Below are 24,182 nucleotides of genomic sequence, written 5' to 3'. Positions count from 1 at the left end.
AAGACCGCCACTATCCAGAGAGATTCAAAATCTTTCGGAGCATTTTACGTGGAATTATATCTAGATACAGCCAATGTGGACGAGATCAAAGAGATCGCGTCCTACGGTCTTTTGGACGGAGTTACTACAAACCCGTCTCTCATCGCTAAGTCCGGCCGCAATTTTAAAGAAGTGATCAAAGAGATTTGCGCGATCGTACCTGGTCCGGTTAGCGCAGAAGTAATCGCAACCAAACACGAAGATATGCTCAAGGAAGCGGACGAATTAGTAAAGATCGCTCCGAATGTGGTCATCAAAGTTCCTCTAATTCCGGAAGGTTTAAAGACAGTAGTGAAGCTGACTGAGAAAGGAATTCCTACAAACGTAACTCTTTGTTTTTCCGCTCCTCAGGCACTTCTTGCCGCAAAAGCAGGAGCAACTTATATTTCTCCTTTTATCGGTCGTGTGGATGATACTTCTTGGGACGGAATGGAACTGATTTCCGAGATCAGAGAGATTTATGATAACTACGGTTATGAAACTAAGATTTTAGCTGCATCCATCAGAGGACCGATCCATTTGAAAGAATCCGCTCTTCGTGGAGCTGATTGTGCTACTATGCCGATTTCCGCTTACCAACAGTTGTTTAAACATCCATTAACCGATATCGGTTTGGAAAAATTCTTAGAAGACGCTAAGAAGTTAAAGTGGTAATCCACTACTGATATTTTTTCTCACGCAGAGAAGCGAAAGCGCAGAGGGTTTTCATCAGTATTGCAATGTTGGAGTTCCTACATTGCTGTATCTAATCCTTTGCGGCTCTGTGACTCTGTGTGAAAATAAACTCAGAGGCTCTTCTATTCTCCGTGCGCACTGTGCGAAACTATAATTAGGGAAGTTTCTTCTTTCCAGTAAAATCGTTCATTAGAATTTCAGATTGTTCTGAAATACAAAATACACTCTGGTGAGAACCGTCGTAATATAGATCGCAGGAACTAAGAGTATTCATATCCGCTGAGGACGCACCGTATTTAAATGCGAGTTCTCGAATCCTAGGCCACCAGGATTTTTCGAGTCCCAGTTCGTAGTAACCTTCCCTATATCCCGGATAAACTTTCGGCCAGATCAAATAAGTTTTGATCCCTTCCTTCTCCGCGAGTTTTAAGAATTCTTCCACAAAGAAAAATTCTGTCTCACCTATAGTGAATCCGGAAAGATAAATACTTTTGAGACGAAGCGCATCCTTTTCCAGTTTTTTAGGATTATTGCTGGCACTCGCATACGCAAGTTGTTCCCCATTCCCAAGTTCCAGGATCAGATTTTCATGATTTTGGTCCGCTCTATACAGTTTCAGCTTTCCGCCAGCCAACCTGGACCAGAAAAGTTTAAAACCTGGTTTGATCTTTCGAATGCTAAAAAATCTTTCCTTCCAAACTTCCAATTTATCGGAGAAGGAAAACTGATCCCAATATGTATTCTTAAATTCTTGGTCCGCGCCCAATCTTAAAAAAGGTTCGTAGAATAAGCCCTTAGAATCGTCGAAACCTTCCGGGCTGATTACATAAAAGACCGCTTTTGGCTTAATCCCTGCCTCTATAATTTTACGAAACCAATAAAAACCGTAAGCAGGGACCGCTTGAGGGCCAGAAAAATTATAGACTGTCCAATCCTTTTCAAATGTCCCAGGCAGTGTTTTGATAGAATAAGGATACGCCCTGGAATCTCCGAACGCCAAAAGCAAATTTTTATTTTTGAGTGATTCGTCTTTTTGAAGCTTTTCGAATAAATGTCTTCTTTGCGCGTAATAGACCGGATTTCCTTCCTGGTAAAAGGAAGTTTGAAAGAAGTCCATAAGGAAAACCTTATCCGCGAAGAACAGAACGATCAGAAAGAGTAAAGGAAGATATATATATTTCTTTTTCATGATATTTCTCAGAATTGTCCGTAAAAGAAATCTGCATTTCCGCTAGGCAATGCAAGTAAGACCAAGATCCATACGATAGGAAGAAGAGCCGCCTTCCATCTGAAACCGACTTTAAATTTATCGGGCCATTCTTCTGCAGAATGGAACAAGATGGCGACTAAGAGCGCAAAAATACAAGGTTCCATATTCGGGAAAGCGACCCCATTCGACCAAACAAATATTCTCTGTACTGCTGCCAAAGCAGAACCAAAATCAGGAGTGAAGAATAATATCCAGGAAATACTATAAATATTCAAAACGAATAAATAGGTAATGGTCCTTTTTACATAAGGGATCTCAGGTAAGATCTTGATCTTCCAATCATTCAGCACTCTTTCTATGGAAAGGTATAGACCAGTCAGAACTCCCCAAAGCAGATAATTCAAATTGGCTCCATGCCAAAGACCGCCTAATCCGAATGCGACTAGATAATTAAAACAAGTGCGTATTGTTCCACTTCTCGAACCACCAAGCGGAATATATAAATAATCTCTGATCCAAAAGGAGAATGTTAAGTGCCATCTTCTCCAAAAGTCCCCAAAACCATTAAAGAAGAACGGAGCCCTAAAGTTTTGAGGAAGAGTAAATCCTAAAAGTTTTCCCATTCCTCTTGCGATATCCGTTAGTCCTGAAAAGTCCAAATATAGATAGATCGCAAAGAAATATACCGTACTTAAAAGTGCCGCTCCCGAGAAAGCGGAGGTCTCCGCAAATACCTGGAAGATAGAGCCGGACATCAAAACGGAAACTACCGACTTTTTAAAAAGACCTATGACAACGAGCCATAGCCCGTCCACCATATCTTCCTTTTCCATTTTAGGTGAATCGAATTGAGTTGCTACATCACCAAACCTTAATATAGGCCCCGCGATCATCACAGGAAAAAGGAAAATATAAGAAGCTAATTTAAAAAGGCCGATCTCTTCTGTGATTGTTCCCTTTTTCTTATCCACTAAAAGAGAAATGAATTGGAACGTATAATAACTGATGGTTAAAGGAAGAACTACCTCGAATCCTGCCCAGTCCAAAGACTTGGAAATCAATCCATCCAAGCTAACCTTATTCTGAAAATCCGGGATTCCTAAAAATATCCCGATAAGATCCGCAAAAAAATAGAAATATTTAAAAAAAGCTAAATTAAGAACATTGAATCCGATCGAAACCGGCAAAAACCATTTTTTTGCAAGGAAGAAGCGTAAGAACGCCCAGTTGATCGTTACAACAAGGATAAGGTGAAGCAAAAACTTCCAAGAAGAGAATGCATAAAATAGCGCCGAGCTAAAGATCAGAAAATATTTCTTTAAAGCGTCCGGAAGATTCCAATACACCAGAAATACTAGGCAGAAAAAAAATAAAAATTCTAAACTGGTAAAATTCATGGTCTCCAAACTTTAGGATCCAGTAAGATAAACTTACCTTCTCCGATTTTCAATTTTTCCAAAGAAAGTTTTCCGATCCGGATCCTTTGCAGATCGATCACTCTTCCGCCGAGTATAGAGAACATTCTACGGATCTGGCGTTTTCTTCCTTGTTTTAAGATCACCCTGAACTTAGAAGATTCTTCTCCTTTTACTAAGGAGATAACCTTTTCCGCTTTTAAAAATTCTCCCTCGTCCATAAATCCCTTAGTGAATCTATCCTTCACTTCTCTGGAATCTAATTCTTCTTCTAAGATTACTTCGTATTCTTTTTCGGAACCTTCGGAAGGATGAGTGATTTCTTGGACTAAATTCCCTTGGTCGGATAAAAGAAGAAGTCCTCTGGAATCCAAATCCAATCTTCCTGCTATAAAAAGTTTTCCGTACTTTTTAGGGAGTAATTCAAAAACTGTATTAGAATGAAAACGATCGCTATGGGAGCAAAGAAAACCTTTCGGTTTGTTTAATGCAAGGAACACTGACTCAGTTGGGGGAACTAATTTTTTATTTCCAACTTGGACAATGTCTGAACCTACCAGGATCTTGGTGCTTAGATTCTTTTCGACGGAGCCGTTAACTTTCACTTTGCCGGAAAGGATCAATTCTTCCACTTTTCTGCGAGAACCTAACCCGCAGTCAGCCAGGAATCTGTTGATCCGGATCTCTTTGGAGGAATCTTCCCCCGTTTTTTCTTTTGCGACTTTTTCGCTCAAACTTGCCCTCAGTCCCTCCAGATTCGGGCACCCGCCTATTTCCGGCTACCCAAAACACTTGACTCTTTGGAGACTCGGGCGGAGGCTTAAAGGGTGAATCCTCTTAAAAAGAAGCCCAGATCTAATGCATATCAACCCGCTCCCGAAAAACCGGATTGGTTAAAGGTCAGACTTCCCTTCCGTGAAAAGGAAAACCCGGTCGATTTCGTTCGAAATTCCGTAGAGGGAGGAAAGCTCAATACTGTTTGCGAAAGTGCTTCTTGTCCGAACCTGAACCATTGTTGGTCCAGAAAGACGGCCACTTATATGCTCGCGGGAGATATCTGCACAAGACGTTGTTCTTATTGTGATGTTGCTTTCGGAAAACCACTGGCGTTAGATCCGGAAGAACCTTTAAGAGTGGCAGAATCCGCAAAATCTTTGGGCCTAAACCATATAGTAATTACCTCCGTAAACAGAGATGATCTAGCGGATGGAGGAGCGGCTCATTATAAAAAAACAGTAGAGTTGATCCGGGAAAGATTACCCGAATGCAAAATTGAAATTTTGGTCCCGGATTTCAAAATGAGGGAAGAAAATTTAGAGATCGTTTATTCTTCTAAGCCGGATATATTCAATCATAACCTAGAAACTGTAGAGAGATTATTTCCTACAGTAGCGCCCGCCAAAAAATATGAACGATCCTTGGATGTATTAGAACATGCATCTGGAAGAGGGCTTTTAACTAAAAGTGGATTGATACTCGGCCTAGGCGAAACATTAGAAGAAGTCCATCAAACCCTAAAAGATCTCAGATCCGTTGGGGTGCAAATGGTAACTCTAGGACAATATCTACAACCGACTCCTACACATCTTCCTGTGAGCGAGTATATTCGCCCGGAAGTGTTCAAAGATCTGAAAGAATTTGGAAAAGCCTTAGGATTCAGGACCGTATTTTCAGGACCTTTAGTCAGAAGTTCTTATCACGCGGACGAGCAAGTGCCGTGGTTCGAAAATTAAAAAGAACCAAAGATAAATTTCCGGACATTCCGGATACAGGGGAGATGAAAAAGATCATCTTCCATTCTATTCTATCTTATCTTTCTAAACAAGACGGTCACATTTCCAAAATGGAGATCAAAGACCTTTTATTCGACGCGATCAGTTTAATTCCCGGCTTCAGAGTAGAATGGGGAGAGATCCAAAAATTTGGTAAAACGAAACTTCTTATAAATTACAAAGATAAGGTTCTAGTTTTAGATCTAGAAGAAATTTCGACTATGATCCTAAAACTCTGGGATCATTACCTGGATACTCATCCTCATCATAAGCCCAGGTAAGAGCCGCAGAGCATATTAGAGACGCTAAGTTTTTTCTCACGCAGAGTCGCGGAGCCGCAGAGAGATATTTTGGGATAGAAGTTTTCTAAAACTCTGCGCCTTGGCGTCTCTGCGTGGAAATAAAGCACTGCGTCTCAACAAAAACTCCGTGTCTCTAAATAGAAAAACCCGAGCCACCTTACGGTAACCCGGGATTTTTCCACCTTTAAGCTTGTGCCTGTGGATTAATTTTCGGATTTAGTTTGGAAGTCGTAGATTACTTCTTTTACATCATCCTGGTTGATCTTCTTAATACCGTCTTCGGTATGGACGATCATTGTACTACCTTGCTGGTCTACGATCGCTCCGATGATGGTTGTTTTACCATCAGCCAATACGATTTTTTCCAGTTTTTCGTAGTAGTTCACTAAGTCCTTATTGGTTTTCAGGTTTTTAGGAGCGGAAACAAGAACGTTCTTGAATCTTTTCAGCTCGTCAGCCTGACGCTTAGCTAATTCTTCTTCGATTTTCTTTCTCTCAGCTTCGTTAGCGGCATTGGTAGCTTCGTCTACTTTGCCGGATTTAGGATCTACATTTAGTTTTACTAATTTATCTGTAGTGTCTTTATCCAATGTAACGATAGTTCTGATCTCTTCTTCTTCGGTTTTGGATACTCCAGCGCCACTTAGTTTAGTAACCGCTTTTGGAATGTCTTTTTCCAAAGTAGCGTCTAGCTTAGTAAGTTCTTTCTCACCGAATTTTTTATCGGGAGCTTTTACTATGGAAGACTCGTCTTTTTCTAAGATAACTTCAGCTTTGTCTAAAGAAGCTTTGATCTTTTGTAATTCTGCATTGGCAGAAATTTCTTCTGCACTTGCACCTTCCAGAGCGCGAACTCTTGGAGATACAGCAACGGATCCTTCTAATACTTTTACGACAGATCTGTCGCTTTTAGTACGATCTACTACGAAAGAAGTTCCTCTAACTCCCGCGATTGCGGTTGGAGTTACTACGGAGAACTGATCGTCTTTGCTTGCTTTATTTACTTTTGCGAAAACTTTTCCGGAAACTAAAGACAATCTAGTGTCTGTGTTTCCTTGGGTATTCAAAGCGAGAGCGGAGAATTCCAGGCTGGACTTTTCAGCTAAACGAACAGCTGATCCGTCGGAGAATTGGATATCCACTTTCGCTTTTGCCTTGGTTTCAATCTTGTCCCCTTCTTTCAGGACGGTTCCAAGACTAGCTTTGTCTTCAGTTAAATCAGCGTGTTGGATTTTTGCTTCTCCTACGCTAAATACTACGATGGCCGATGGTTGGCTCTGTTTTGCGTTCGCGGAATCCGCGTTCTCCGCAGGCTTTTTACAAGCTCCGGATGTCAACAGACCGACCACTAGGACGGCCGATGCAACGGAAATGATCTTATTCATACCCCTATCCTTCTTTGATCGAGATTAATCAGAAACCGCGGTGGAGGCAGTCCGATCTATATTGGGTTAACACCTATGGATTTGGGATTTTCAATTTATTTCAATTTTTTTTTCCAATTTGGAAGATATTTCCTGAACTAAAATCGCCAAAATACAGCTCACCTGCAGAATCCTGGCCAAATGTGCTAATTAGGAAGTGAGTATCCCCTAATACAGTTAGTTTCCTTTTGCCTTCTACTTCGGTAGAGAATCCTAGGATCTTTCCGGAAACAAAGTCAGCGAAAATGTACCACCCATAGTATTTGGGAAGATTCTTTCCCCTGTACACGTAACCACCTGTGATGGAACGGCCCAGATCATGATCATACACCAGAATGGGATCGGTTAGCCCGGGTTTTTCACAATTCTCCTTAGGTAAAAAGCAATGAAATCCTTCTTTTATATTCCAACCGTAGTTTTTGCCTTTTAGAACCAGATCTACTTCTTCCCAATCGTCCTGCCCTACATCGGCAAGATACAAATCTCCCGTTTTGGTATCGAAAGAAAACTTCCAAGGATTTCTGAGTCCGTAAGCCCAAATTTCCGGTAAGAAGCCAGGCGAATTTCTGAAAGGATTATCTTCCGGGATCTTATAAGGAGGTGCATTGGAATCCAAGTTAGGCGTTATCCGGATGAGAGTTCCTAAATAGGTAGAAGCGTTTTGTCCGTGTTTGTATGGATCTCCTCCGGCACCCCCATCCCCAAAACCGATGTATAATTTTCCATCCGGCCCAAAGCTAAGCTGGCCAGCATTATGATTGGAATAAGGTTGATCCACTCTAAGTAAAATCCTCTTACGATCCTGCCAGCGGATCACTTTAGAATCATCCCAGCGAAATTCTAAAATGAATGTTTGGTCCTTCCCGGATTCTTTAGAAACCGCATTGATATAGAAGAGTTTATTTTCGGAAAACCTAGGATGAAATGCAAGGCCAAGTAAACCTTCTTCCGATCTTGTCTCTACGTTTCCTGTAAAGTCGGCTATGAGTTTGGATTCTTTGTTTGTAAAATTCCAAAGAAGGATTTTTCCCTTCTTTTCCAAGACTAGCATCTCATTCGGTAAACTAGGATGAAATTGTATATCGGTGATTTCCTTAAATCCGGATGCTACTTGGGTCCAACCGAATACATATTCGGTACCGCTTTCTTTCTTGTTTTTTTGTTTTTTGGTTTTAGCAAGAAGATGGGTGTGCTCCACCGTAAAGAGGAAGAGTCCCAGAAATAGAGAGAAGGTTAAAAACCCGCTGCGAAATCGTCTCATTCTAGCTAAAAAAAATACAGTTTGAAAGCTCTCAGTCAAGGATGAAAAAGCCAAAAACTAGATGCCAAAACTTACCCACAAACCAGTCTGGAGCTAAGATGAGCACGAGCACCCTTCGCCCCGAATCTTCCATAGCCTTACTAGAGGAAATGGAAAAAAAATACAAACAAATCCCTTTCGAAGCAATTCTGAAACAGGATATTCTGAGGCAGGGAATCCATTTTCTTCCGGAATCTTTCCAGATAGAGGGAGATTATAAGACCAAGGATTATTTCATCTTCTCCTTTGACCATATTCCACTTGCGGATATGAAGGAAGGTACAGACTCAAAAGCTCCGGAAGAGATCAAGATCACAGGAGGTTATTTTAATCTTCTACCTACCGTAGTATCTACTCGAAACAATCCGAACTCACCTTACAAAGTAAAACGTATCCCTGCCGGAGAAAAAGACGAAGGCAGACCTGGTCTTTATTTAAACGAAACATTTTTGGGAAAATTAGAATACCCTCCTAAGCCAGCTTGGTACAGACACAAGACCAAATCCGGAAAAATTCCGGGAGAGATAGCACCCGTGATCGAATGGGGATATCTGATCTATCTAACCGTTTTCCGCAACTGCCAATACTTCGGTAAAGACGAAGAATGTGCCTACTGTGATATCAATCATAACTATAGACAACAGAAGAATGCTGGCAGACCATACACTGGCGTTAAAGATATAGAAGATATTTTAGAAGTTCTGTCTTGGATTGATGCGGAAGATGAGATCGCAAAAGTATACACAATCACCGGCGGTTCCGTAATCACTTCTCTCAAAAAGAAAAATGAAATAGATTTCTATTTAGAATACGCGCAAGCGATCGAAGAGAAGTTTCCTGGAAGATGGATGGGTAAGATTGTTTCCCAAGCCTGGGAGAATGAGGACTGCAAAAAATTCAAAGACGCAGGCATCCAAGTCTATCATCCAAACTACGAGGTGTGGGAACCGGAACTATTCAGAAAAATCTGTCCAGGAAAAGAAGCATACATTGGCAGAGATACTTGGATCAGAAGGATCGTTGACTCTGCGGAAATTTTTGGGTCTTCTTACGTAATCCCGAATTTTGTAGGAGGAGTGGAACTTTCCCAACCTTGGGGATTTGCAACAGTTGCAGAAGCGATCAAGTCTACGGGAGAAGGTTTGGACTTCTTCATGTCCAAAGGGATCATGCCTAGATTCACTGCTTGGTGTCCTGAACCTTATACAACTTTAGGAACGCAAGCCGGTCCTCCTCTGGAATATTTCTGTGAATTGCTCACAGTCTGGAAGTCTACATTCGAAAAATATAATCTTCCAGTACCTCCAGGTTATGGAGAACCAGGACCAGGAAAGGCGGTTTTCTCAGTTTCCGCCTTTATGGATGTGATCGGTTATCCAGGAAGGGCTTAGTCCCCTCCTCCAACACTTGTAGAACGTTGCACTCTTCTCCAAGTATTTGCCCAAGAAGCGAATGAGTTTTGGTTCCTAGTTTGCAGATAAAGTCTACCTTTCCCTGAAAATTTTGCGACTAGTCCTTCTCCGGATAAGAACAGGGATTTTAATCCGCCCACTTTATCTATATGATAATCCAGGCTTGGTTCGAATGCTACTATATGGCCCGTGTCCACGATATACATTCCGTCCACATCTACTGTGTGAATGGCCCCAAAACTAGAAAAGAAAAGGTCCCCTGAACCGGAAACTTTCAGAAAGAATAAACCTTCTCCTGCAAAAAATCCTTTGAAGCCTCCCCATTTACTGTCTATCACAAGCTCTGTTCCACCTGCAACATAGGCTCCTCTACTTAAGATCAATTCTTCGTTTTTGAGGGTTCTGTGTTCCAAGTCTCCTTGGGTGGCTGATGTCAAAAATAACTCACCGTTTCCACCTTCTGCTGTGAATGTGTTTTGGAAGAAAGACTCACCGCTGAATAAAGCTCTTTTTGCGGATGCGAATATTCCACCCTGCGCCTTTGTCTCCATTTTGACCTGAGAGGACATGGCAACCATTGCTCCGGATTCCGCTCGAATGGATTCTCCTGAGTTCAGATCAAGCTTTAAGATGGGAAAATCAGGTTTTGCTAATATTTCAAATTTCATCGTTTATTCCTTTCTAGGTGGTAATTCGGATCTGAACCAAGCGCCTAACGTAGGCACATTTCTGGATTGGAGCCAAAGTCTCCCTCTTCCTTTAAATTTGGCGACTAAACCTTCTCCACCCAAGAAGAAGGATTTCCAACCTCCGAACTTAGTGATCTCGTATTGAAGACCTTCTTCGAATGCTACTATATGGCCTGTATCTACTATAAATTCTCCTTCTACATCCAGGACTTCTATCCCGCCGTAACTGGAAATGAGAACCGGTCCGCTTCCGGAAAGTTTTAAGAAGAATAAGGACTCTCCGCTAAAAAAACCTTTCAGACCTTGGAATTTAGTATCTATATCTATCTCCGGTTTTGCGGCAAGAAAGGAACTGGACTGTATAAAGATAGTCCCGTTCAATTCTAATTTTTCGATGTCACCCGGAAGTGTCGGAGCAAGCAATACCTCTCCAGGTTGTGAAGCGGAGAATGTATTCATCCAGAAAGATTCTCCTCCCAAAAAAGCAGCCTTCAAAGATTTGAAAAGCCCTCCTGCTTGCGCTTTACTTGTTTGCATTTGGATATGAGAACTCATACTCATGAGAGCTCCCGCTTCCGCCTTGATAGATTCTCCGGAACTTAAATTAACTTTCGCTACGGAATAAGATGGTTTGTATAAAACTTGGATATTCATTTTAATTCCTAATTTTTGTTAAACTGGAAGAAGTTTGGTGAGCCAGCTGATAAATCCGGAAGGCACTCTAGATTGGATCCAAAGAGTTCCGTTTCCTGAAAAATTTGCGACCAGACCTTCTCCACCCAGCAAAGTGGATTTCCAATTTCCTCCAGCCTTTCCTACTTTGAACTGCAAAGAATTTTCGAAGGCGACTATATGACCTGTGTCTACAGTATAATTTCCCTGTACCTGAATTGGAACGATTGCTCCATAAGAACTTAAGAATACTTTTCCGGTTCCGGAAATTTCTAATAGGAATAAACCTTCTCCACCTAGCAAAGAACGAATGCCGCCGAATTTAGAAACAACTTGGATACCTGGATCGGAAGCCAAATAAGATCCGGATTGTACAAAAATACTTTTTCCGACAAGATCCAGATCGATGATATCTCCGGGAAGATCCGGAGCGAGTCCAATCTCTCCGCCTGAGTCTGGAGCGGTATACGTATTGAAGAAGAACGACTCTCCGCCGAAAATTTTTCTGGAAAGAGCGGAAAGAAATCCGCTTCCCATTTTGGTTTCCACGCCCATTCGGGAACTCATGTATACCATGGCTCCGGCTTCCGATTTAATCGATTGACCAGGGCCTAATCTAAGTTTCAATAAGGAGAAGGAAGGTTTATGAGAGATCTGGAATTGCATACGCGGGAAAGGTTGGAAAATATTTTCCAAGGCGTCAATCGATTCCCGGCGTATAGTATTTCTTTCTAGATTCTTCTTTTTGGAATTTAATCCCAATGAAACATATTTTAATCACAGGAGCCAATCGAGGGATCGGTCTAGAGCTCGCTAATTTATATTCCGAAAAAGGTTATACGGTTTACGCCGCTTGTAGAAAAAGTTCGGAACCTCTGCGCAGGCTCGGAGTGAAAATTTTCGAAGGATTGGACCTAACCCAAAGCCATACTTTCGAAACTCTTTCCGGTTTTTTGACTGGAGTCAAACTGGATATACTCATCAATAACGCTGGCATCCTGATCCCGGATAATCTGGAAAGTGTGGACTTTACTGAACTGGAAACCCAAATCCTGGTAAATGCAATCGGGCCGATCCGCCTCAGTCATCTACTTCTTCCAAAACTCGGCCCCCACTCTAAACTGGTTTTTATCACTAGCAGAATGGGCTCCATCGCAGACAATACTTCCGGAGCGTATTACGGATATAGAATGTCCAAAGCAGCTTTGAATGCAGGAGCGGTGAGTCTCGCTCGTGACTTGGCGCCCAAAAAGATCTCCGTAGGTATCTTCCACCCTGGAATGGTAGCTACTGAAATGACAGGAAGACAAGGAATTCCACCAAGAGAAGCAGCCGAGGGGCTAGCCCATTTGGTTGAAAAACTCTCTCCGGAAAGGTCCGGAAGATTCTTTCATCAAAACGGGGAAGAGTTACCATGGTAAATGGATTCTGTCTCCCTAAAACAACACTGTTGTAAAAAAGAGACAGAAGTACAGAAATTTCTTTCAAATTATGTCTAGTTATCTCTGTACCGAGCTATACTGCCCGTCTAAAATCATCTTTTTGCACTGCACCTGGCATAGATATTGCTTCTATAGCCCTAAAGGGTTAATTTGAACTTGGATTTTACAAACGTCCAATCTAGAAAGAGCCCGGTGCAAAGCGAATGGATTCCGGAAGCGAAAGTTTCCGGGGCAGGAAATGATGAATTTCACAGAACATAGAAAAACTCTTAAAGAAACCGTTAGAATTAAGGGGATTGGATTACATTCCGGTAAGGAAGTAAATCTGATCGGACACCCGGCCCCAGCCGGAACAGGTATTGTTTTTGAATATAGAAAGGGAGAAGATAAAGCATCCATCCCTGTAGAACTAAGTAACGTAGTAGATACGAGTAACGCTACCACCCTGGGAGATGGACTCCACCGGGTCCAAACCGTTGAGCACCTGATGGCAGCGGTATTTTCCGTAGGAATTACGGACATGGTTCTGGAAATCGACTCTGTAGAAGTCCCGATCATGGACGGGTCTTCCCTTCCTTTTTTAGAAGCATTCGAAAGCACAGGTTATACTGAATTTGAAGAAAGAATCGAACCTATCTATGTAAAAAACCCAATGTGGGTGGTAGATGGGGACAAATACCTAGTAATCCTTCCAAGTGAAACCTGGAAAGTGACTTACACGATAGACTTCCCTCACCCACTTCTAAAAGGCCAGAATATCACAATCGATCTGGACCGCGAAATCCTCAAAAACGAAATTTTACCAGCAAGGACATTCGGATTCCTAAAAGACGTAGAAGCGCTCCAAGCAAGAGGACTTGCAATGGGTGGTTCCCTGGATAACGCAATTGTTCTGACCCAGGACGGATATCTAAACGAATCCCTTCGATATGAGAACGAATGTGTACGCCACAAAATTTTGGACCTAGTAGGCGATCTTTCTATCGCAGGAAGACCTATTATCGGACATTATTTGGCTTCCAAGGCGGGGCATGCACTGGACGTTTCTATGGCAAAACTCGTCATGAGTTCCGTAACAGGAAACGAACTGGGCAAATACAAAAGCCGTCGGATTCCTCTATTCAACAGAAAAGCGGCGATGGTCTAGATATATTCGATTTTCCCGCTTGTCTCCAGGCGGGAAGTTCCGGATTTATAAAAGACTTGTCGATTCACTAAACTAACTGTATTTCTACCTGCGGATTCATCTATGAATGGTGGCGGGAAAAGATCTACATACATGGGAATAGTCGCTTTTCCCGGCAGATTTTACGGTCGTTGCGTAAAAGTCGGGACAAAGAGAAGACATCTAGCTCACGGCGCCTATATCCACGAGAGCCAAAAATCGGAAGAACTCAAAAAGCTTGCGAACGCTCTCGAATCATCCAAAATAGAATTAAAATCCATCATCTCCAGCCTAAAAACCAGAGAACAAGACAAAGAACTGAAGGAAATTCTCGAGACCCAGGTCACAATTACGGAAGATCCCGGTCTTCAAGATTCATTTCGGAATCGGATCAAAGAATATAACGAAAACGCGTTTTTAGCGGTTCAAAATACGATCAACGAACTTACGGACAAGTTCACTCGTATGGATAATCCTTTCTTTCGCGAAAGATCGGATCATTTTCAGGATATCTCCAATCGGATCTTAGAAAACCTTTTAGATAAAAAAGAAGAAGTCTCTTTCTTAGCGGATCAATCGGAGGACGTGATCTTAGTCGCAAGACAATTGACTCCTTCTCAAATGATACTGATGGACAAGAGTAGAATTCGAGGGATCGCGACGGACCTGGGAGGAAAAACGGGCCATATGGCCATCCTTGCTAGGAATTACGGGATACCTACCATTGTCGGATTAAAGGAATTTTATAGAAATATTAATGATTTTGAATATGTTTTTCTGGACGCGGACACGGGACAGATCGTCAGAAACCCCACAATTGAAGAAGTAAAATATTACGGGGCCGCTTCTCCTTTAAGTTTTGAGACAAAGGTTATCAAACCTAAAAAAGCGGTCACAAAAGACGGAGTCAAGATCCGACTAAAATGTAATTTGGAATCGGACACGGATTGTGATCTTGCTAAAAAAGCGGACGTGGATGGTGTGGGACTTTTCCGTTCTGAGTCTTTATTCTTAAAATACCAGGATAGAAACGTTTCCGGAGAAGAACAATTTTTAGCCTATAAAAGGATCGCAGAAGGAATGGATCCTAACCCGGTGTATATCCGTACCTTCGATATAGGCGCCGATAAATTTTCCACAGGAGAATTCGAGGAAAATCCATTTTTAGGAAACAGAGGAATTCGATACAGTCTGCAAAATCCGGAATGGTTCAAAGAACAATTACGCTCAATCCTCAGAGCTTCCGCTTATGGAAATCTAAGTATTCTGCTTCCTATGGTGACAAACCTGGGAGAGATCAAAAAAACCAAAGAAATATTAGAAGAATGTAAAAGAGAACTTACCGCCAGCAAAGAAAAGTTCAATAAAAAGATCAAACTGGGAGTGATGATCGAAACACCTTCCGCTGTTTCTTCCATGGACGTTTTGGCGAGAGAAGTGGATTTTTTCTCTGTCGGAACAAACGATCTACTGCAATATCTGATGGCAGTGGATCGAAATAATGTGAATGTTTCGTCTCTATACAATCCGTTCCATATCTCATTTTTAAGGACTCTTGTTCAAATCGTAGAGACCGCTTGGAAATACGAAAGACCTTTGAGTATCTGCGGTGAGATAGCTTCCGATACAAATTTTACGATCCTACTTTTGGGCATGGGATTCAGGGAACTTTCCATCTCGATTCCGTTCGTGGGGCCGATCCGTAAAATTTTAGGATCTGTGAGTTTAAAGCAGGCGAACTTTCTTTTAAAAAAGATATTAGAACTTTCCGAGAATGAAGACTACGAGGCTATCGAGGCCTTTCTGTTCAGTAAACATTTAGAATAAGTGCGGAGCCCGGCGGTAGGAGTCCCTACGAAACGAAAATTTATTCTAAGAATACGGTGTTGGAACTTCTACGCCGTACCACAATAGGCGAATAATTTTACTTTATAATATCCGAATATTCCAAACTCAGAAATAAGAACGGATCTTGATCTATCTTTTTTTCCTGTAAGAACAGAGGTCCTAAGGACTCTTTAGGTTTTAGAAAATTCAAATAAGACTGTTTTTCAGTCCTTAGGAAAAAATTTCCTTCCGATTTTTTCTCAGAATGGAACTGAGAGATCTTTTTGATTACGGAGGGAAGGTTTCTATCTTCCGAATCAACGTTCGAAAATAAGATCAGATAGTTTTTTTCTTTCCAAGTTCCTTTAAATGTAAATCCTTCCAAAGAGAAAAATTCTCTGAAAAGTATCTCATTCGAAAGATCTTCCAATCTGGAATATTGGAAAACTTCTTCCGACCCGAGAACCTTCGGCAAAAAAGAATCAATCTTTAGTCCAGGTGCTTCTTCCCAGCCTGCACTTAAACAGATTCCTTTTTTAAAACTTGGGTTTAGGTTTTTGATCTCGAGTTCCGACTGAAATTTCTTCCAGGAAAGTTCTGCTCTTGCGAATATAAATCCTAAATTTAGGGCTGAAAATTCTCTTACTCTGGAAAAATCCCAGACTTCTCTTTCTCTTAACGCGGAAAAGTAAAGATTGTCCAAAGCATACAGGTCCGAATGACCGTAAGGCTCGAAAATACTGGGTTTGGAGAGGATCGTTTTCGCCATACAAGTTACATATCGGCGGCTTCTATGATTCCCCTCAGGGTAAAAAAAAGCCCCGGTGTTATCACCGAGGCTTCTTCCTTCCTTTTGATAGGGCGTTACACCCTATCAAAAGGATTATCTAATTACCGGAATAGACTTTTTTGATCTTATCCGCGTATTTTTCAGCGATTACGTGGCGTTTCATCTTCAACATATTGTTTAACTCGTCTCCTACCTCGAATGGTTTGGAAACCAGGAAGAAAGGATTTACCTGCTCGAAAGACTTAAATCCGTTCTTAGAGTTGTTAAGCGCTTTAATCTCTTTTCTGTATAGATCCACAACCTTCGGATTTTCGATCAGAGCGTCTTTATTAGAGGTATCCACTCCGTTCTCTTTTGCCCATTCTTCCAGTTTATCGAAGTCAGGAATGATAATGGCCCCCAAGTTTTTCTGGTCTTGTCCGATCACCATACATTGGCTGATATAAGCGGATTCTTGGAGTTTGTTCTCTATAGGAACAGGCTCTACGTTCTCACCGCCTAACAATACGACTGTGTCTTTCGCTCTACCAGTAAGGGTTAGGGTATGTTTGAAGTTGATCATCCCCATATCGCCGGTATTCATCCATCCGTCTACAAGAGCCTTAGAGGTAGCTTCATCATTTTTGAAATAACCTTTCATGACCTGAGGCCCTTTTACGAACACAACACCTTTACGGCCTAGTCTTCCTTTGATCACTTTTCCGTTTTCGTCAACTTCTGTCAGAACTTCGTTGTTATCGTTTCGGATCTGCAGATTAGTCTTAGGAACAATGGAACCTACGGAACCGATGATCAGCTTTTGGAAAGTTCTAACGGAAAGTACGGGAGAAGTCTCGGTCATACCGTAACCTTCTAACACGTTGATCCCGATATTATTGAAGAACTCGTCCACGTGACGAGGTAGAGCTCCTCCTCCCGAGATAGAAGCTCTTAGTCTTCCACCGGTAGCGGTTCTGATCTTGGAAAGAACAATCTTATCCAAAGTTGCGCTATTGAAGAATACTCCAAGGCCCGCGATGATATAAAGAGGCAAACTCAGGGAAGAAAATTCTGTAGAGGCAAGCAGATAAGCCGCGATCGAAGAGATCACAGTTAATGTAAAAGGTCCGGTTAGAACCAATTGGAATAACATTAAGATCCCGTAAAAGAAAGAGAAGATCGGATTTCTTCCGTGATAATCCACTTCTTTCCCTGTGATAAAACGAACCGCCGCATTTTTCTTATCCGAGAAGAAATAGGCAAGTTTGAACAATCCGCGACGGATCGCAGGAGTTTGGCTTGGATCGTTGATCCTTGTATAAATACCGTTGTATATATTTTCCCAAAGACGAGGAGCAGATCCCATGAATGTAGGTTTGACGGTAGCTAAGTCTTGGCGAAGATCCCGAACATTGGTGTAATAAGTTGCCGCTCCAATGCTGATACAAACATACTCCACAACTCTTTCGAACACGTGCCATACAGGAAGAATAGAAAGCAATTTTGCTTCGGCATTGATCTTTAACATAGGAGTTACGTTCAATACTTGGTGCATCATATTAGAATGTCTTAATTGAACACCTTTAGGAAGACCGGTAGTTCCGGAAGTATAGATCAGAGTGAAAAGATCCTCAGGTTTGATCGCAGCGACTCTATCCTCTACTTTACGAGAACCGGAAGCTCTTAAACTTTTTCCCTTTTCGATCAGGTCGTACATTTTTAGAACGCCTGGAGCCTCGGATTCCTTATCCATTATGATAATCGTTTTTACTTTTCCGAGCTGTGATTTGTTCCTGTTGAATTTCTCCAACATTTTATCGTTCTCTATAAATACGACTTCGGACTCGGAGTGGCTAACGATATACACGATTTCCGAGTCGGTGATATCCGTTCCTCTAGGAACGTCAGCCGCACCTGTCATGATAATACCGTAATCCGCGATGATCCATTCCACACGGTTATCCGCGAGTAACGCGACATGGTCTCTAGATTGAATACCTAGATCAATCAAAGCCTCGGCAAGATTCACACCTGCTTCGTATAACTCCGAGTAGGTGATCGGCAAATAATTCTTTTGCGCGTCTTTGTACAAGAAAGCAGGTTTATTTTTAAATTTTTCTGCTGACTCACGAAATAATTGGGCGAGGTTCTCAGCCATGAATGGAAATTCTCCTGAAATGAATTGGAAAGATGGATGATGTCCGGCAGCACCTACCGGTGATCTGATTCCAGATTCCAAGGAAATGCTGAAAGATAAATCCTTTTTTTTAAAACGAGTCTGAGTTTGGTTTTTTGTTACACGGTCGTTATGGATAAAACCCGATTTTAAGGGGATTCGAGCCAGTTTTTTAGTCTTCCGGCCAATATTGGTAGATCTTTCTCTGAAATTCCGTATTGGGAATGAAGTTTCTTTCCGGATTTGCTAAATACGAATAATGCGGGCTGCCCTTCTATTTTAAGAGGAGTCACAAGTTCCCATTTCGGGTCCAAAAGACTCGGGTATAACATTCCGAATTCGGAAGCAGCTTTTTTAATCTCTTCTAAACTTAGATCGTCTTCCGTATTCACGCCTAATACGACTGCAGGAGAATCTTTCAATTTTTCTCTCAGTTTTTCGACTACAGGCACCGCTTTTTTACAAGGTTCACACCAGCTCGCCCAAAAATCCAAGACCACTAACTTACCCTTGTCTTCCGAAAACTTATGGGAATTCCCATCCCAATCTTGAAGGGTCACCTGGTAGAGCAACGGTTGCTCGTCCGATCTACAATCGTTTAAGAATAAAATAAAAAAAAGAAGAAGGAAAACAGACCAGGCTTTTCTAAAAACCATACTTCCAGAGTACAAATAAGAATCAAAGCTACAAGTCATTTACTACCAATTCTACCTTGCTTTAAAGAGCGGAGATCAAAAACTTGTACAAGGTTTTCAACCTTGGAAGAAACCAGGATCTACAATTACTATTTCCAATTTGCAGAATTCCGATCTTATTTGGAAGGAAGAAGGTTCCAAGGAGAAGGGATCCATTTTGATTCAGGAGCCCCCGAAGGATCAGCCAAACCCCCGATCCTCTTGGCATTTTTAGATCCCAAAAAAGGATTCATCCTACAATTAAGATCCGGCAAAACTATAGAAAGGATCTGTACAGATTGGACTGACCGATCTTGGACAAGAAAAGAAGATCTATTCGTTTGGAACGTAAGTCCGACCGAACAAATTTATTTCCAGGCCTTGGATATAAATCGGATACATATCCATTGGAAATCCTCTACCGACATTATTTTTTCAGGAACGATAGAGGTAGGTAAAAAGTCTTTTTTACAAAAGATATTAGGATCTTTTAGCGGAAACTAGATCTCTGAAGATCATTTTCACGATCGATGCGGACTTTTTTCTCTCGAATCTTGCTAGATCCGCCTTTACAAACTTAAACTTCCTCTTTTGAAAATCCAAAATTGCATTTTTCCAATCTTCGGGTGATTCCGGAGAAATATATTTACAGGATTTTTTTCCTATTTCCCTGAATACTTCTAGATCGGAAACGATACAAGGCAGAGAATATGCAAGCGCTTCTAAAAGTGGGATCCCAAACCCTTCGTAGATGGATGGAAAAATAAAAAGGTTCGCCTGAGAATATAGATATTTCAGCTCTTCTTCCGTCACGAAATCAAACCAGTATAGCTCTCCGGATACGGATAAGTCTTTGAATTTTTCCAAAAACTCCGGAGATTCCCAACCTTCCTTACCTGCATGGACCCAAACCAGATCCGATTTTTCCTTTCTGGCTTCTTGATACGCGTTTAGAAGTGTTCCGAAATTTTTTCTCGGTTCTAAAGTGGACACCGTTAGAAAAAATTTTTTAGGAAGTTCAGAGATCCTTTCTGTAGGAGGAGTTTTGATCTTTCGGATCTCCTTAGGATCGTAACCTGGATAGATGACTTGGATCTTATCTTTGGAAAAAGAAGAATACTTTAAGATCTCGGAGGCGGTGAATTCTGAGTTAGCCAGAATAAAATCAGCTCTTTGGATACTCCTTCTTAAATAAAATAGCTGCTGGAATCTTGCGATCGGCCTCATTGTTTCCGGAAATCGATACGCCACAAAATCGTGATAGGTCAACACTCCGGGGATATTCTTGTGTAAGAAAAGAGGGAATACTTGCTGAGTTCCCCAAAACAGATCGATCTCATACTTTCTCAATTGGAAAGGAAGGTAGAATGCAAAGTAAATGCCACCCTTTACAGAGAATAGACCCTGCCCAATCACAGGTTTAATATTCGGATTTTTGAATAGATCAGAATAACCTTCGTGGATCGGTCGGTGAGAAAAAAGATAAAATTCAAAATTGGAATCTTTTTCGAAACCCTTTAGAATGGATTCGATCAATCTACCGACTCCTGATACGGGCGTGGATAAAGGCCTTGCGTCCAAGGCGATCTTGTATTTCTTTTCGTTTAGATTAGTCAAAGGAAGAACGGCCCTTTTCTAAGATTGATTTACCAACGATCTCTTACGGAAGCTTGGAGGGAAGTTTTAAACTTTTCCCAGAATTGATCCACAAGTTCCGATTCCCCGGCGAGCAAACCTATCCCTAATTTAGAAGTTAAGAATGGATAATCTTTACCGGAACGGATTTCCAGATCCTTTCCTAGGGAAGCCCTTAGAATTGCAATCCCACCTGCCACGTCCCAATCGTTTTTAGGTCGGAGAGAAAGTGTTAAAGGATATTTTCCAACTGCGACAAGCGCCAATTTATAAGCTATGGATCCTTTTGGTTCCAGTACGAAATCATTTCCATAATTTAGTTTTTTGAAAAGTCCGGCTTTTGTTTCGGAAATAGAAACTAAAATTTTGGGAGGTTGGGAAGACTCGGATTTTTGGAGATAAAAAGTGTCCTTCCAATCGATCCGATTTTCGACATAAGGAAACTTTAAGATTGTGTAATATGAACCCTTACCTTCCGCTCCCCAAAAAAATTCGCCTGTTGCGGGATTCATCACAATTCCGAAAACAGGTTTACCTTCTTCTAAAAGCCCGAGGCTGATCGCAAATTCAGGATTTTTGGCTACAAATTCTCTTGTACCGTCGATCGGATCTAAGATCCAGACTCTTTCTTTCCCAAGAGAAGAATGGGAAAAATCCGAATCTTCTTCGGAATAAACTTTGTCTTTTAATATACTGCGAATGCCGCCTGCGATGATCTCGTTAGCTTGCAGGTCTGCTTCTGTGAGAGGGTCACCTTTGGATTTTTCCATCACATGGAAATTCGTTCCATAGATGGAAAAGATCCGATCTGCGGCTTCCAGAACAAGTTTAGAAACTAATTCCGCTTCTTCCGGAAATTGCATGAAAAGAAATTATTTTCCGGTAGTTGGCTGAGCCGGTTGTTTATCTTCCTTATGAGGTTCTTCATCCAAATTATCAGGACGAACATAGAACACTTCGTTGATAGGAGTTTGGAGATAAATTTCCGGATCCATTAGATAACTATAAAATACGATATAGGTTTTATATTTTACGTATACTCCAAAGGTTCCCTTTTGAGGTTCGTAAGAAATGGAATCCGCTTTTAGATCCTTTGTGTATTCCTTATAATCCAGGTATTTACGATGAAGGCTGTATTTTAAAGCGGAGAGAAGATTTTTTTCCAGGGTCGCTTTTTTAGCGGCATCGGAAACTTTTCGATTCTTATTAAATTCTTCTACTTTATTAAATTCTTCTACTAAACCGCTGACTTTTCCAGCAAACAATGGGGTCCCCAGGCAGATAGCCAGGGTTAGTATTACGATCCGTTTCATTGTTTCTCCTATGTCCTATGAATAATATCGGTATTTTAGGGGGTGAACTTTCCCCCTCGTTATAATTTCTCTAAGGGAGTATACGCAAGGAAAAAGTTCTTCTCCAGGCTCCCGAATTTGATTTTTACCTTACGGTTTTTGCCTGTCCCCTGGACGGAAATCACCTGTCCTAGGCCAAATTGGGCGTGTTTGACCCTGTCTCCTTCCCGGATATCGGCTTCTTCGCCCAGAGGTTTAGAAGTACCTGCATCCCTTTGGATTTCTCTCGGACCTTCCGGGATTTTGTATGCTCCAGAAGAAGCAGTCGGAGGCCCCGAAGGTCTACGAACTCCCTTTTGGGCAAGAATACCTTCTTCCCCAAAACATTCCGACGGGATTTCCGGAAGAAAGTGGGATGGAATCCGATCCTCTACTTTCCCGAATTTTCGGGATGTCCTGGAATAGCTCAGATATAATTTTACTCTGGCTCGGGTCAAAGCTACGTAAAAAAGCCTTCTTTCTTCTTCCTCTCCGTTCGGTTCTTCCATGCTCATTGCATGAGGGAAGGTCCCTTCTTCCAAACCGGTCAGAAATACTGTGGGGAACTCCAGTCCTTTTGCGTTGTGAACGGTCATCAGATGAACGTAGTCAGTGAGTTGTGCAGAATCCTCCTCCGAAGTAAGAAGACTGATCTGATTCAGATATTCTTCTAGGTTAGGAGAATCTTCCCTTGATTCATATTCTTCGATAGAATTCACAAACTCCCTGACGTTCTCCACTTTGGAGACTGCTTCCTCGTCATGAGCGTCTCTTTCCATATAATCGATCCAACCGGATCGTCCTACGATCTCCAATGCGATCTTAGAAGGAAGCTCTCCTTTTTCTTTTCGATCGATCAAATCCTCGAATAAATGATAGAGCTCTTTCGCCTTTCCTAAACTTGCTTTTTTTAAGGGAAGATCAGGATGCCCTATCGCTTCCAAAAAAGAAATTCCACGATCCAAGGAGAATTTACGGATCTTTTCTATACTTGCCTCGCCTATTCCGCGAGGAGGTGTATTCACAATTCTTAATAAAGAATTGGAATCCATAGGATTCGCGACTACGTTTAAATATGCGATCATGTCCTTGATCTCTGCCCGATCAAAGAACCTAAAACCGCCGAAAATTTTATACGGGATACCGGAAGATCTAAGTCCCTCTTCAAAATATCTGGATTGAGCGTTTGTCCTGTAGAAGATCGCAAAATCCTTATATTCGGCTCCTCTAGCTGCACCTGCCCTGATCTTTTTTACTATATCGTAAGCTTCTTCCGTTTCATTCTCGAATTGAGAAACGCCGATCGGCTCTCCCAATTCGTTATTTGTGAATAATTCCTTTTCTTTTCTTCCGCTATTATTTGCGATTACTTTGGAAGCGGCCCGGATGATCCTGGAAGTAGAACGATAATTTTCTTCGAGCTTAACCACATACGCATTCGGAAAATCACTTTCGAAATTCAGAATATTCGAAATATCGGCTCCTCTCCACGAATAGATGGACTGGTCGTCGTCCCCTACTACGCAAAGATTTCCTCTATCTCCGGAAAGCATACGTACCAAAGTATATTGCGCTTTATTCGTATCCTGGTACTCGTCTACCATGATATAATTCCATCTATCTTGGTACGACTTTAGGACACTCGGATTCTCTCTGAATAATTCTACGGTTTTTTGGATCAGGTCTCCAAAATCCAGGGCTTGGTTCTTTTTCTTACGCTTTTCATATTCTTCGTAAATATTAGAGATCATCTGGGATCTATGTGAAAAATTCTCTTTCCGGATATAAGAATCGGAATCGGAAAGTCCATCCTTCCAAGAGGAAAAGATCCCGGTCAAAGAAGAAGGTTTGTATTGTTTTGGATCTTCGTGTAGATCCTTGATCACTTGCTTAATTAAGGATTCCTGTAATACGGAATCATAAACCGTAAATCCGGAAGGCATTCCAAGGTAAGAAGTCTCTCTTCTCAAAATATACAAACAAAGAGAGTGGAATGTTTTGATCTGGACATTCCAAGGAATGGAAGGCACAAGTTTTGCAACCCTCTCTAACATTTCCGCAGCTGCTTTATTGGTAAAAGTCAGAGCACAGATGGAATCCGTTTTTTTGTTCAGAATCAGGTTTGCGATCCTGTGAGTGATTACTCTAGTTTTTCCAGAACCGGCTCCAGCCAAGATCAGGACCGGACCTTCTAATCTTTCGACCGCGGCTTTTTGGGGTTCGTTCAAGCCTTGCACTAGATCAACTGACAAA

Annotated in this window: 23 protein-coding genes; 8 read left to right on the top strand and 15 right to left on the bottom strand. The window is 41.6% G+C overall.

From position 1 onward, the window contains the following. The first annotated feature begins 48 nt into the window (after nucleotides 1–48). Nucleotides 49–693, top strand: coding sequence for a fructose-6-phosphate aldolase (fsa, locus tag LEP1GSC185_RS18295; protein ID WP_008592908.1), 645 nt, complete (start codon nucleotides 49–51; stop codon nucleotides 691–693). 175 nt (nucleotides 694–868) lie between these two features. Here the strand turns inward: fsa and LEP1GSC185_RS18290 are convergent, their stop codons facing one another. Genes LEP1GSC185_RS18290 through LEP1GSC185_RS18280 form a run of 3 tightly spaced genes read right to left on the bottom strand, consistent with a single transcriptional unit; the run spans nucleotide 869 to nucleotide 4,073 of the window. After that, the gene (locus tag LEP1GSC185_RS18290) at nucleotides 869–1,903 is read right to left on the bottom strand and encodes a DUF1574 domain-containing protein (RefSeq protein WP_008592570.1); all 1,035 of its coding nucleotides are present in this window, start codon (nucleotides 1,901–1,903) and stop codon (nucleotides 869–871) included. A gap of 8 nt (nucleotides 1,904–1,911) precedes the next feature. Then, nucleotides 1,912–3,321, bottom strand: coding sequence for an MBOAT family O-acyltransferase (locus LEP1GSC185_RS18285; protein WP_008592432.1), 1,410 nt, complete (start codon nucleotides 3,319–3,321; stop codon nucleotides 1,912–1,914). After that, complete coding sequence (locus LEP1GSC185_RS18280) at nucleotides 3,318–4,073, bottom strand: pseudouridine synthase (RefSeq protein ID WP_008592780.1); 756 nt, start codon at nucleotides 4,071–4,073, stop codon at nucleotides 3,318–3,320. Before LEP1GSC185_RS18280 ends, LEP1GSC185_RS18285 begins: the two co-directional genes overlap by 4 nt. 93 nt (nucleotides 4,074–4,166) lie before the next feature. Between LEP1GSC185_RS18280 and lipA the strand changes: the two genes are divergently transcribed. Both lipA and LEP1GSC185_RS18270 read left to right on the top strand, forming a co-directional pair. Next, the gene (lipA, locus tag LEP1GSC185_RS18275; RefSeq protein WP_008592088.1) at nucleotides 4,167–5,072 is read left to right on the top strand and encodes a lipoyl synthase; all 906 of its coding nucleotides are present in this window, start codon (nucleotides 4,167–4,169) and stop codon (nucleotides 5,070–5,072) included. After that, nucleotides 5,057–5,392: a hypothetical protein gene (locus tag LEP1GSC185_RS18270; protein WP_008592470.1), complete on the top strand. Its 336-nt coding sequence runs from the start codon at nucleotides 5,057–5,059 to the stop codon at nucleotides 5,390–5,392. The genes lipA and LEP1GSC185_RS18270 overlap by 16 nt, the downstream gene beginning before the upstream one ends. Before the next feature lie 224 nt (nucleotides 5,393–5,616). Here the strand turns inward: LEP1GSC185_RS18270 and LEP1GSC185_RS18265 are convergent, their stop codons facing one another. Both LEP1GSC185_RS18265 and LEP1GSC185_RS18260 read right to left on the bottom strand, forming a co-directional pair. After that, nucleotides 5,617–6,798 carry a lipoprotein LipL45 gene (locus LEP1GSC185_RS18265; RefSeq protein WP_008592546.1) on the bottom strand — a complete coding sequence of 394 codons (1,182 nt, stop codon included), beginning with the start codon at nucleotides 6,796–6,798 and terminating at the stop codon, nucleotides 5,617–5,619. Between the two features lie 100 nt (nucleotides 6,799–6,898). After that, nucleotides 6,899–8,098 carry a PQQ-dependent sugar dehydrogenase gene (locus tag LEP1GSC185_RS18260; RefSeq protein WP_008592151.1) on the bottom strand — a complete coding sequence of 400 codons (1,200 nt, stop codon included), beginning with the start codon at nucleotides 8,096–8,098 and terminating at the stop codon, nucleotides 6,899–6,901. A 98-nt stretch (nucleotides 8,099–8,196) separates the two neighbouring features. On the opposite strand from LEP1GSC185_RS18260, the gene LEP1GSC185_RS18255 reads away from it, so the two are divergent. Beyond that, complete coding sequence (locus tag LEP1GSC185_RS18255) at nucleotides 8,197–9,528, top strand: radical SAM protein (protein ID WP_008592827.1); 1,332 nt, start codon at nucleotides 8,197–8,199, stop codon at nucleotides 9,526–9,528. Here the strand turns inward: LEP1GSC185_RS18255 and LEP1GSC185_RS18250 are convergent. From LEP1GSC185_RS18250 to LEP1GSC185_RS18240, 3 genes are read right to left on the bottom strand one after another with little or no spacing between them, the layout of a single operon-like run. After that, entirely contained in the window at nucleotides 9,525–10,217 is a 693-nt protein-coding gene (locus LEP1GSC185_RS18250; protein ID WP_008592736.1) for a TIGR00266 family protein, read from the bottom strand. The two genes, LEP1GSC185_RS18255 and LEP1GSC185_RS18250, sit on opposite strands and share 4 nt — an antisense overlap. A gap of 3 nt (nucleotides 10,218–10,220) precedes the next feature. Continuing rightward, nucleotides 10,221–10,892, bottom strand: coding sequence for a TIGR00266 family protein (locus tag LEP1GSC185_RS18245; RefSeq protein ID WP_008593043.1), 672 nt, complete (start codon nucleotides 10,890–10,892; stop codon nucleotides 10,221–10,223). Nucleotides 10,893–10,910: 18 nt separating this feature from the next. Then, complete coding sequence (locus LEP1GSC185_RS18240; RefSeq protein ID WP_024864087.1) at nucleotides 10,911–11,576, bottom strand: TIGR00266 family protein; 666 nt, start codon at nucleotides 11,574–11,576, stop codon at nucleotides 10,911–10,913. 89 nt (nucleotides 11,577–11,665) lie between these two features. Here LEP1GSC185_RS18240 and LEP1GSC185_RS18235 point away from each other — a divergent pair, with 89 nt between their 5' ends. The 3 genes from LEP1GSC185_RS18235 (at nucleotide 11,666) to ptsP (ending at nucleotide 15,344) form a co-directional block, all read left to right on the top strand. Beyond that, nucleotides 11,666–12,331: an SDR family oxidoreductase gene (locus LEP1GSC185_RS18235; RefSeq protein ID WP_175284901.1), complete on the top strand. Its 666-nt coding sequence runs from the start codon at nucleotides 11,666–11,668 to the stop codon at nucleotides 12,329–12,331. Between the two features lie 262 nt (nucleotides 12,332–12,593). After that, nucleotides 12,594–13,499 carry a UDP-3-O-acyl-N-acetylglucosamine deacetylase gene (lpxC, locus tag LEP1GSC185_RS18230; protein ID WP_008592449.1) on the top strand — a complete coding sequence of 302 codons (906 nt, stop codon included), beginning with the start codon at nucleotides 12,594–12,596 and terminating at the stop codon, nucleotides 13,497–13,499. A 102-nt stretch (nucleotides 13,500–13,601) separates the two neighbouring features. Further along, nucleotides 13,602–15,344, top strand: coding sequence for a phosphoenolpyruvate--protein phosphotransferase (ptsP, locus tag LEP1GSC185_RS18225; RefSeq protein WP_008592612.1), 1,743 nt, complete (start codon nucleotides 13,602–13,604; stop codon nucleotides 15,342–15,344). A gap of 97 nt (nucleotides 15,345–15,441) precedes the next feature. Here ptsP and LEP1GSC185_RS18220 read toward each other — a convergent pair whose 3' ends face one another. The 3 genes from LEP1GSC185_RS18220 to LEP1GSC185_RS18210 form a co-directional block, all read right to left on the bottom strand. Beyond that, complete coding sequence (locus tag LEP1GSC185_RS18220) at nucleotides 15,442–16,113, bottom strand: LIC11631 family protein (RefSeq protein ID WP_008592718.1); 672 nt, start codon at nucleotides 16,111–16,113, stop codon at nucleotides 15,442–15,444. Nucleotides 16,114–16,231: 118 nt separating this feature from the next. Then, on the bottom strand, nucleotides 16,232–18,271 hold the full coding sequence (locus LEP1GSC185_RS18215) for an AMP-dependent synthetase/ligase (protein WP_008593038.1): 2,040 nt from the start codon (nucleotides 18,269–18,271) through the stop codon (nucleotides 16,232–16,234). Nucleotides 18,272–18,438: 167 nt separating this feature from the next. Next, a complete protein-coding gene (locus LEP1GSC185_RS18210; protein ID WP_008592804.1) occupies nucleotides 18,439–18,945 on the bottom strand; it encodes a TlpA family protein disulfide reductase in 507 nt (168 codons plus the stop codon). A 102-nt stretch (nucleotides 18,946–19,047) separates the two neighbouring features. Here LEP1GSC185_RS18210 and LEP1GSC185_RS18205 point away from each other — a divergent pair, with 102 nt between their 5' ends. After that, on the top strand, nucleotides 19,048–19,467 hold the full coding sequence (locus LEP1GSC185_RS18205) for a hypothetical protein (protein ID WP_008592315.1): 420 nt from the start codon (nucleotides 19,048–19,050) through the stop codon (nucleotides 19,465–19,467). On the opposite strand, the gene LEP1GSC185_RS18200 is transcribed toward LEP1GSC185_RS18205, so the two are convergent. The 4 genes from LEP1GSC185_RS18200 to LEP1GSC185_RS18185 are packed head-to-tail and all read right to left on the bottom strand — an operon-like array spanning nucleotide 19,444 to nucleotide 24,181. Next, nucleotides 19,444–20,580 carry a glycosyltransferase family 4 protein gene (locus tag LEP1GSC185_RS18200; protein ID WP_008592932.1) on the bottom strand — a complete coding sequence of 379 codons (1,137 nt, stop codon included), beginning with the start codon at nucleotides 20,578–20,580 and terminating at the stop codon, nucleotides 19,444–19,446. The genes LEP1GSC185_RS18205 and LEP1GSC185_RS18200 overlap by 24 nt on opposite strands. Before the next feature lie 29 nt (nucleotides 20,581–20,609). After that, nucleotides 20,610–21,461: a 3'(2'),5'-bisphosphate nucleotidase CysQ gene (locus tag LEP1GSC185_RS18195; protein ID WP_008592093.1), complete on the bottom strand. Its 852-nt coding sequence runs from the start codon at nucleotides 21,459–21,461 to the stop codon at nucleotides 20,610–20,612. 9 nt (nucleotides 21,462–21,470) lie between these two features. Then, nucleotides 21,471–21,911, bottom strand: coding sequence for an LIC11625 family surface-exposed protein (locus LEP1GSC185_RS18190; RefSeq protein WP_008592849.1), 441 nt, complete (start codon nucleotides 21,909–21,911; stop codon nucleotides 21,471–21,473). A gap of 59 nt (nucleotides 21,912–21,970) precedes the next feature. Continuing rightward, the gene (locus LEP1GSC185_RS18185) at nucleotides 21,971–24,181 is read right to left on the bottom strand and encodes an ATP-dependent helicase (protein ID WP_008592755.1); all 2,211 of its coding nucleotides are present in this window, start codon (nucleotides 24,179–24,181) and stop codon (nucleotides 21,971–21,973) included. Nucleotide 24,182 lies beyond the last annotated feature (1 nt).

This window comes from Leptospira licerasiae serovar Varillal str. VAR 010 (assembly GCF_000244755.1).
In the GTDB taxonomy this organism is placed as follows: domain Bacteria; phylum Spirochaetota; class Leptospiria; order Leptospirales; family Leptospiraceae; genus Leptospira_B; species Leptospira_B licerasiae.
Note: the sequence above shows the minus strand (reverse complement) of the source record. Positions and strands in the feature narration are given on the sequence as shown.

Coding starts and splice junctions, on each gene's coding strand:
- LEP1GSC185_RS18290 (WP_008592570.1), bottom strand. CDS start 1,903: ATGAAAAAGAAATATATATATCTTCCTTTACTCTTTCTGATCGTTCTG.
- LEP1GSC185_RS18285 (WP_008592432.1), bottom strand. CDS start 3,321: ATGAATTTTACCAGTTTAGAATTTTTATTTTTTTTCTGCCTAGTATTT.
- LEP1GSC185_RS18265 (WP_008592546.1), bottom strand. CDS start 6,798: ATGAATAAGATCATTTCCGTTGCATCGGCCGTCCTAGTGGTCGGTCTG.
- LEP1GSC185_RS18260 (WP_008592151.1), bottom strand. CDS start 8,098: ATGAGACGATTTCGCAGCGGGTTTTTAACCTTCTCTCTATTTCTGGGA.
- LEP1GSC185_RS18255 (WP_008592827.1), top strand. CDS start 8,197: ATGAGCACGAGCACCCTTCGCCCCGAATCTTCCATAGCCTTACTAGAG.
- LEP1GSC185_RS18250 (WP_008592736.1), bottom strand. CDS start 10,217: ATGAAATTTGAAATATTAGCAAAACCTGATTTTCCCATCTTAAAGCTT.
- LEP1GSC185_RS18245 (WP_008593043.1), bottom strand. CDS start 10,892: ATGAATATCCAAGTTTTATACAAACCATCTTATTCCGTAGCGAAAGTT.
- LEP1GSC185_RS18240 (WP_024864087.1), bottom strand. CDS start 11,576: ATGCAATTCCAGATCTCTCATAAACCTTCCTTCTCCTTATTGAAACTT.
- lpxC (WP_008592449.1), top strand. CDS start 12,594: ATGAATTTCACAGAACATAGAAAAACTCTTAAAGAAACCGTTAGAATT.
- ptsP (WP_008592612.1), top strand. CDS start 13,602: ATGAATGGTGGCGGGAAAAGATCTACATACATGGGAATAGTCGCTTTT.
- LEP1GSC185_RS18220 (WP_008592718.1), bottom strand. CDS start 16,113: ATGGCGAAAACGATCCTCTCCAAACCCAGTATTTTCGAGCCTTACGGT.
- LEP1GSC185_RS18215 (WP_008593038.1), bottom strand. CDS start 18,271: ATGGCTGAGAACCTCGCCCAATTATTTCGTGAGTCAGCAGAAAAATTT.
- LEP1GSC185_RS18210 (WP_008592804.1), bottom strand. CDS start 18,945: ATGGTTTTTAGAAAAGCCTGGTCTGTTTTCCTTCTTCTTTTTTTTATT.
- LEP1GSC185_RS18195 (WP_008592093.1), bottom strand. CDS start 21,461: ATGCAATTTCCGGAAGAAGCGGAATTAGTTTCTAAACTTGTTCTGGAA.
- LEP1GSC185_RS18190 (WP_008592849.1), bottom strand. CDS start 21,911: ATGAAACGGATCGTAATACTAACCCTGGCTATCTGCCTGGGGACCCCA.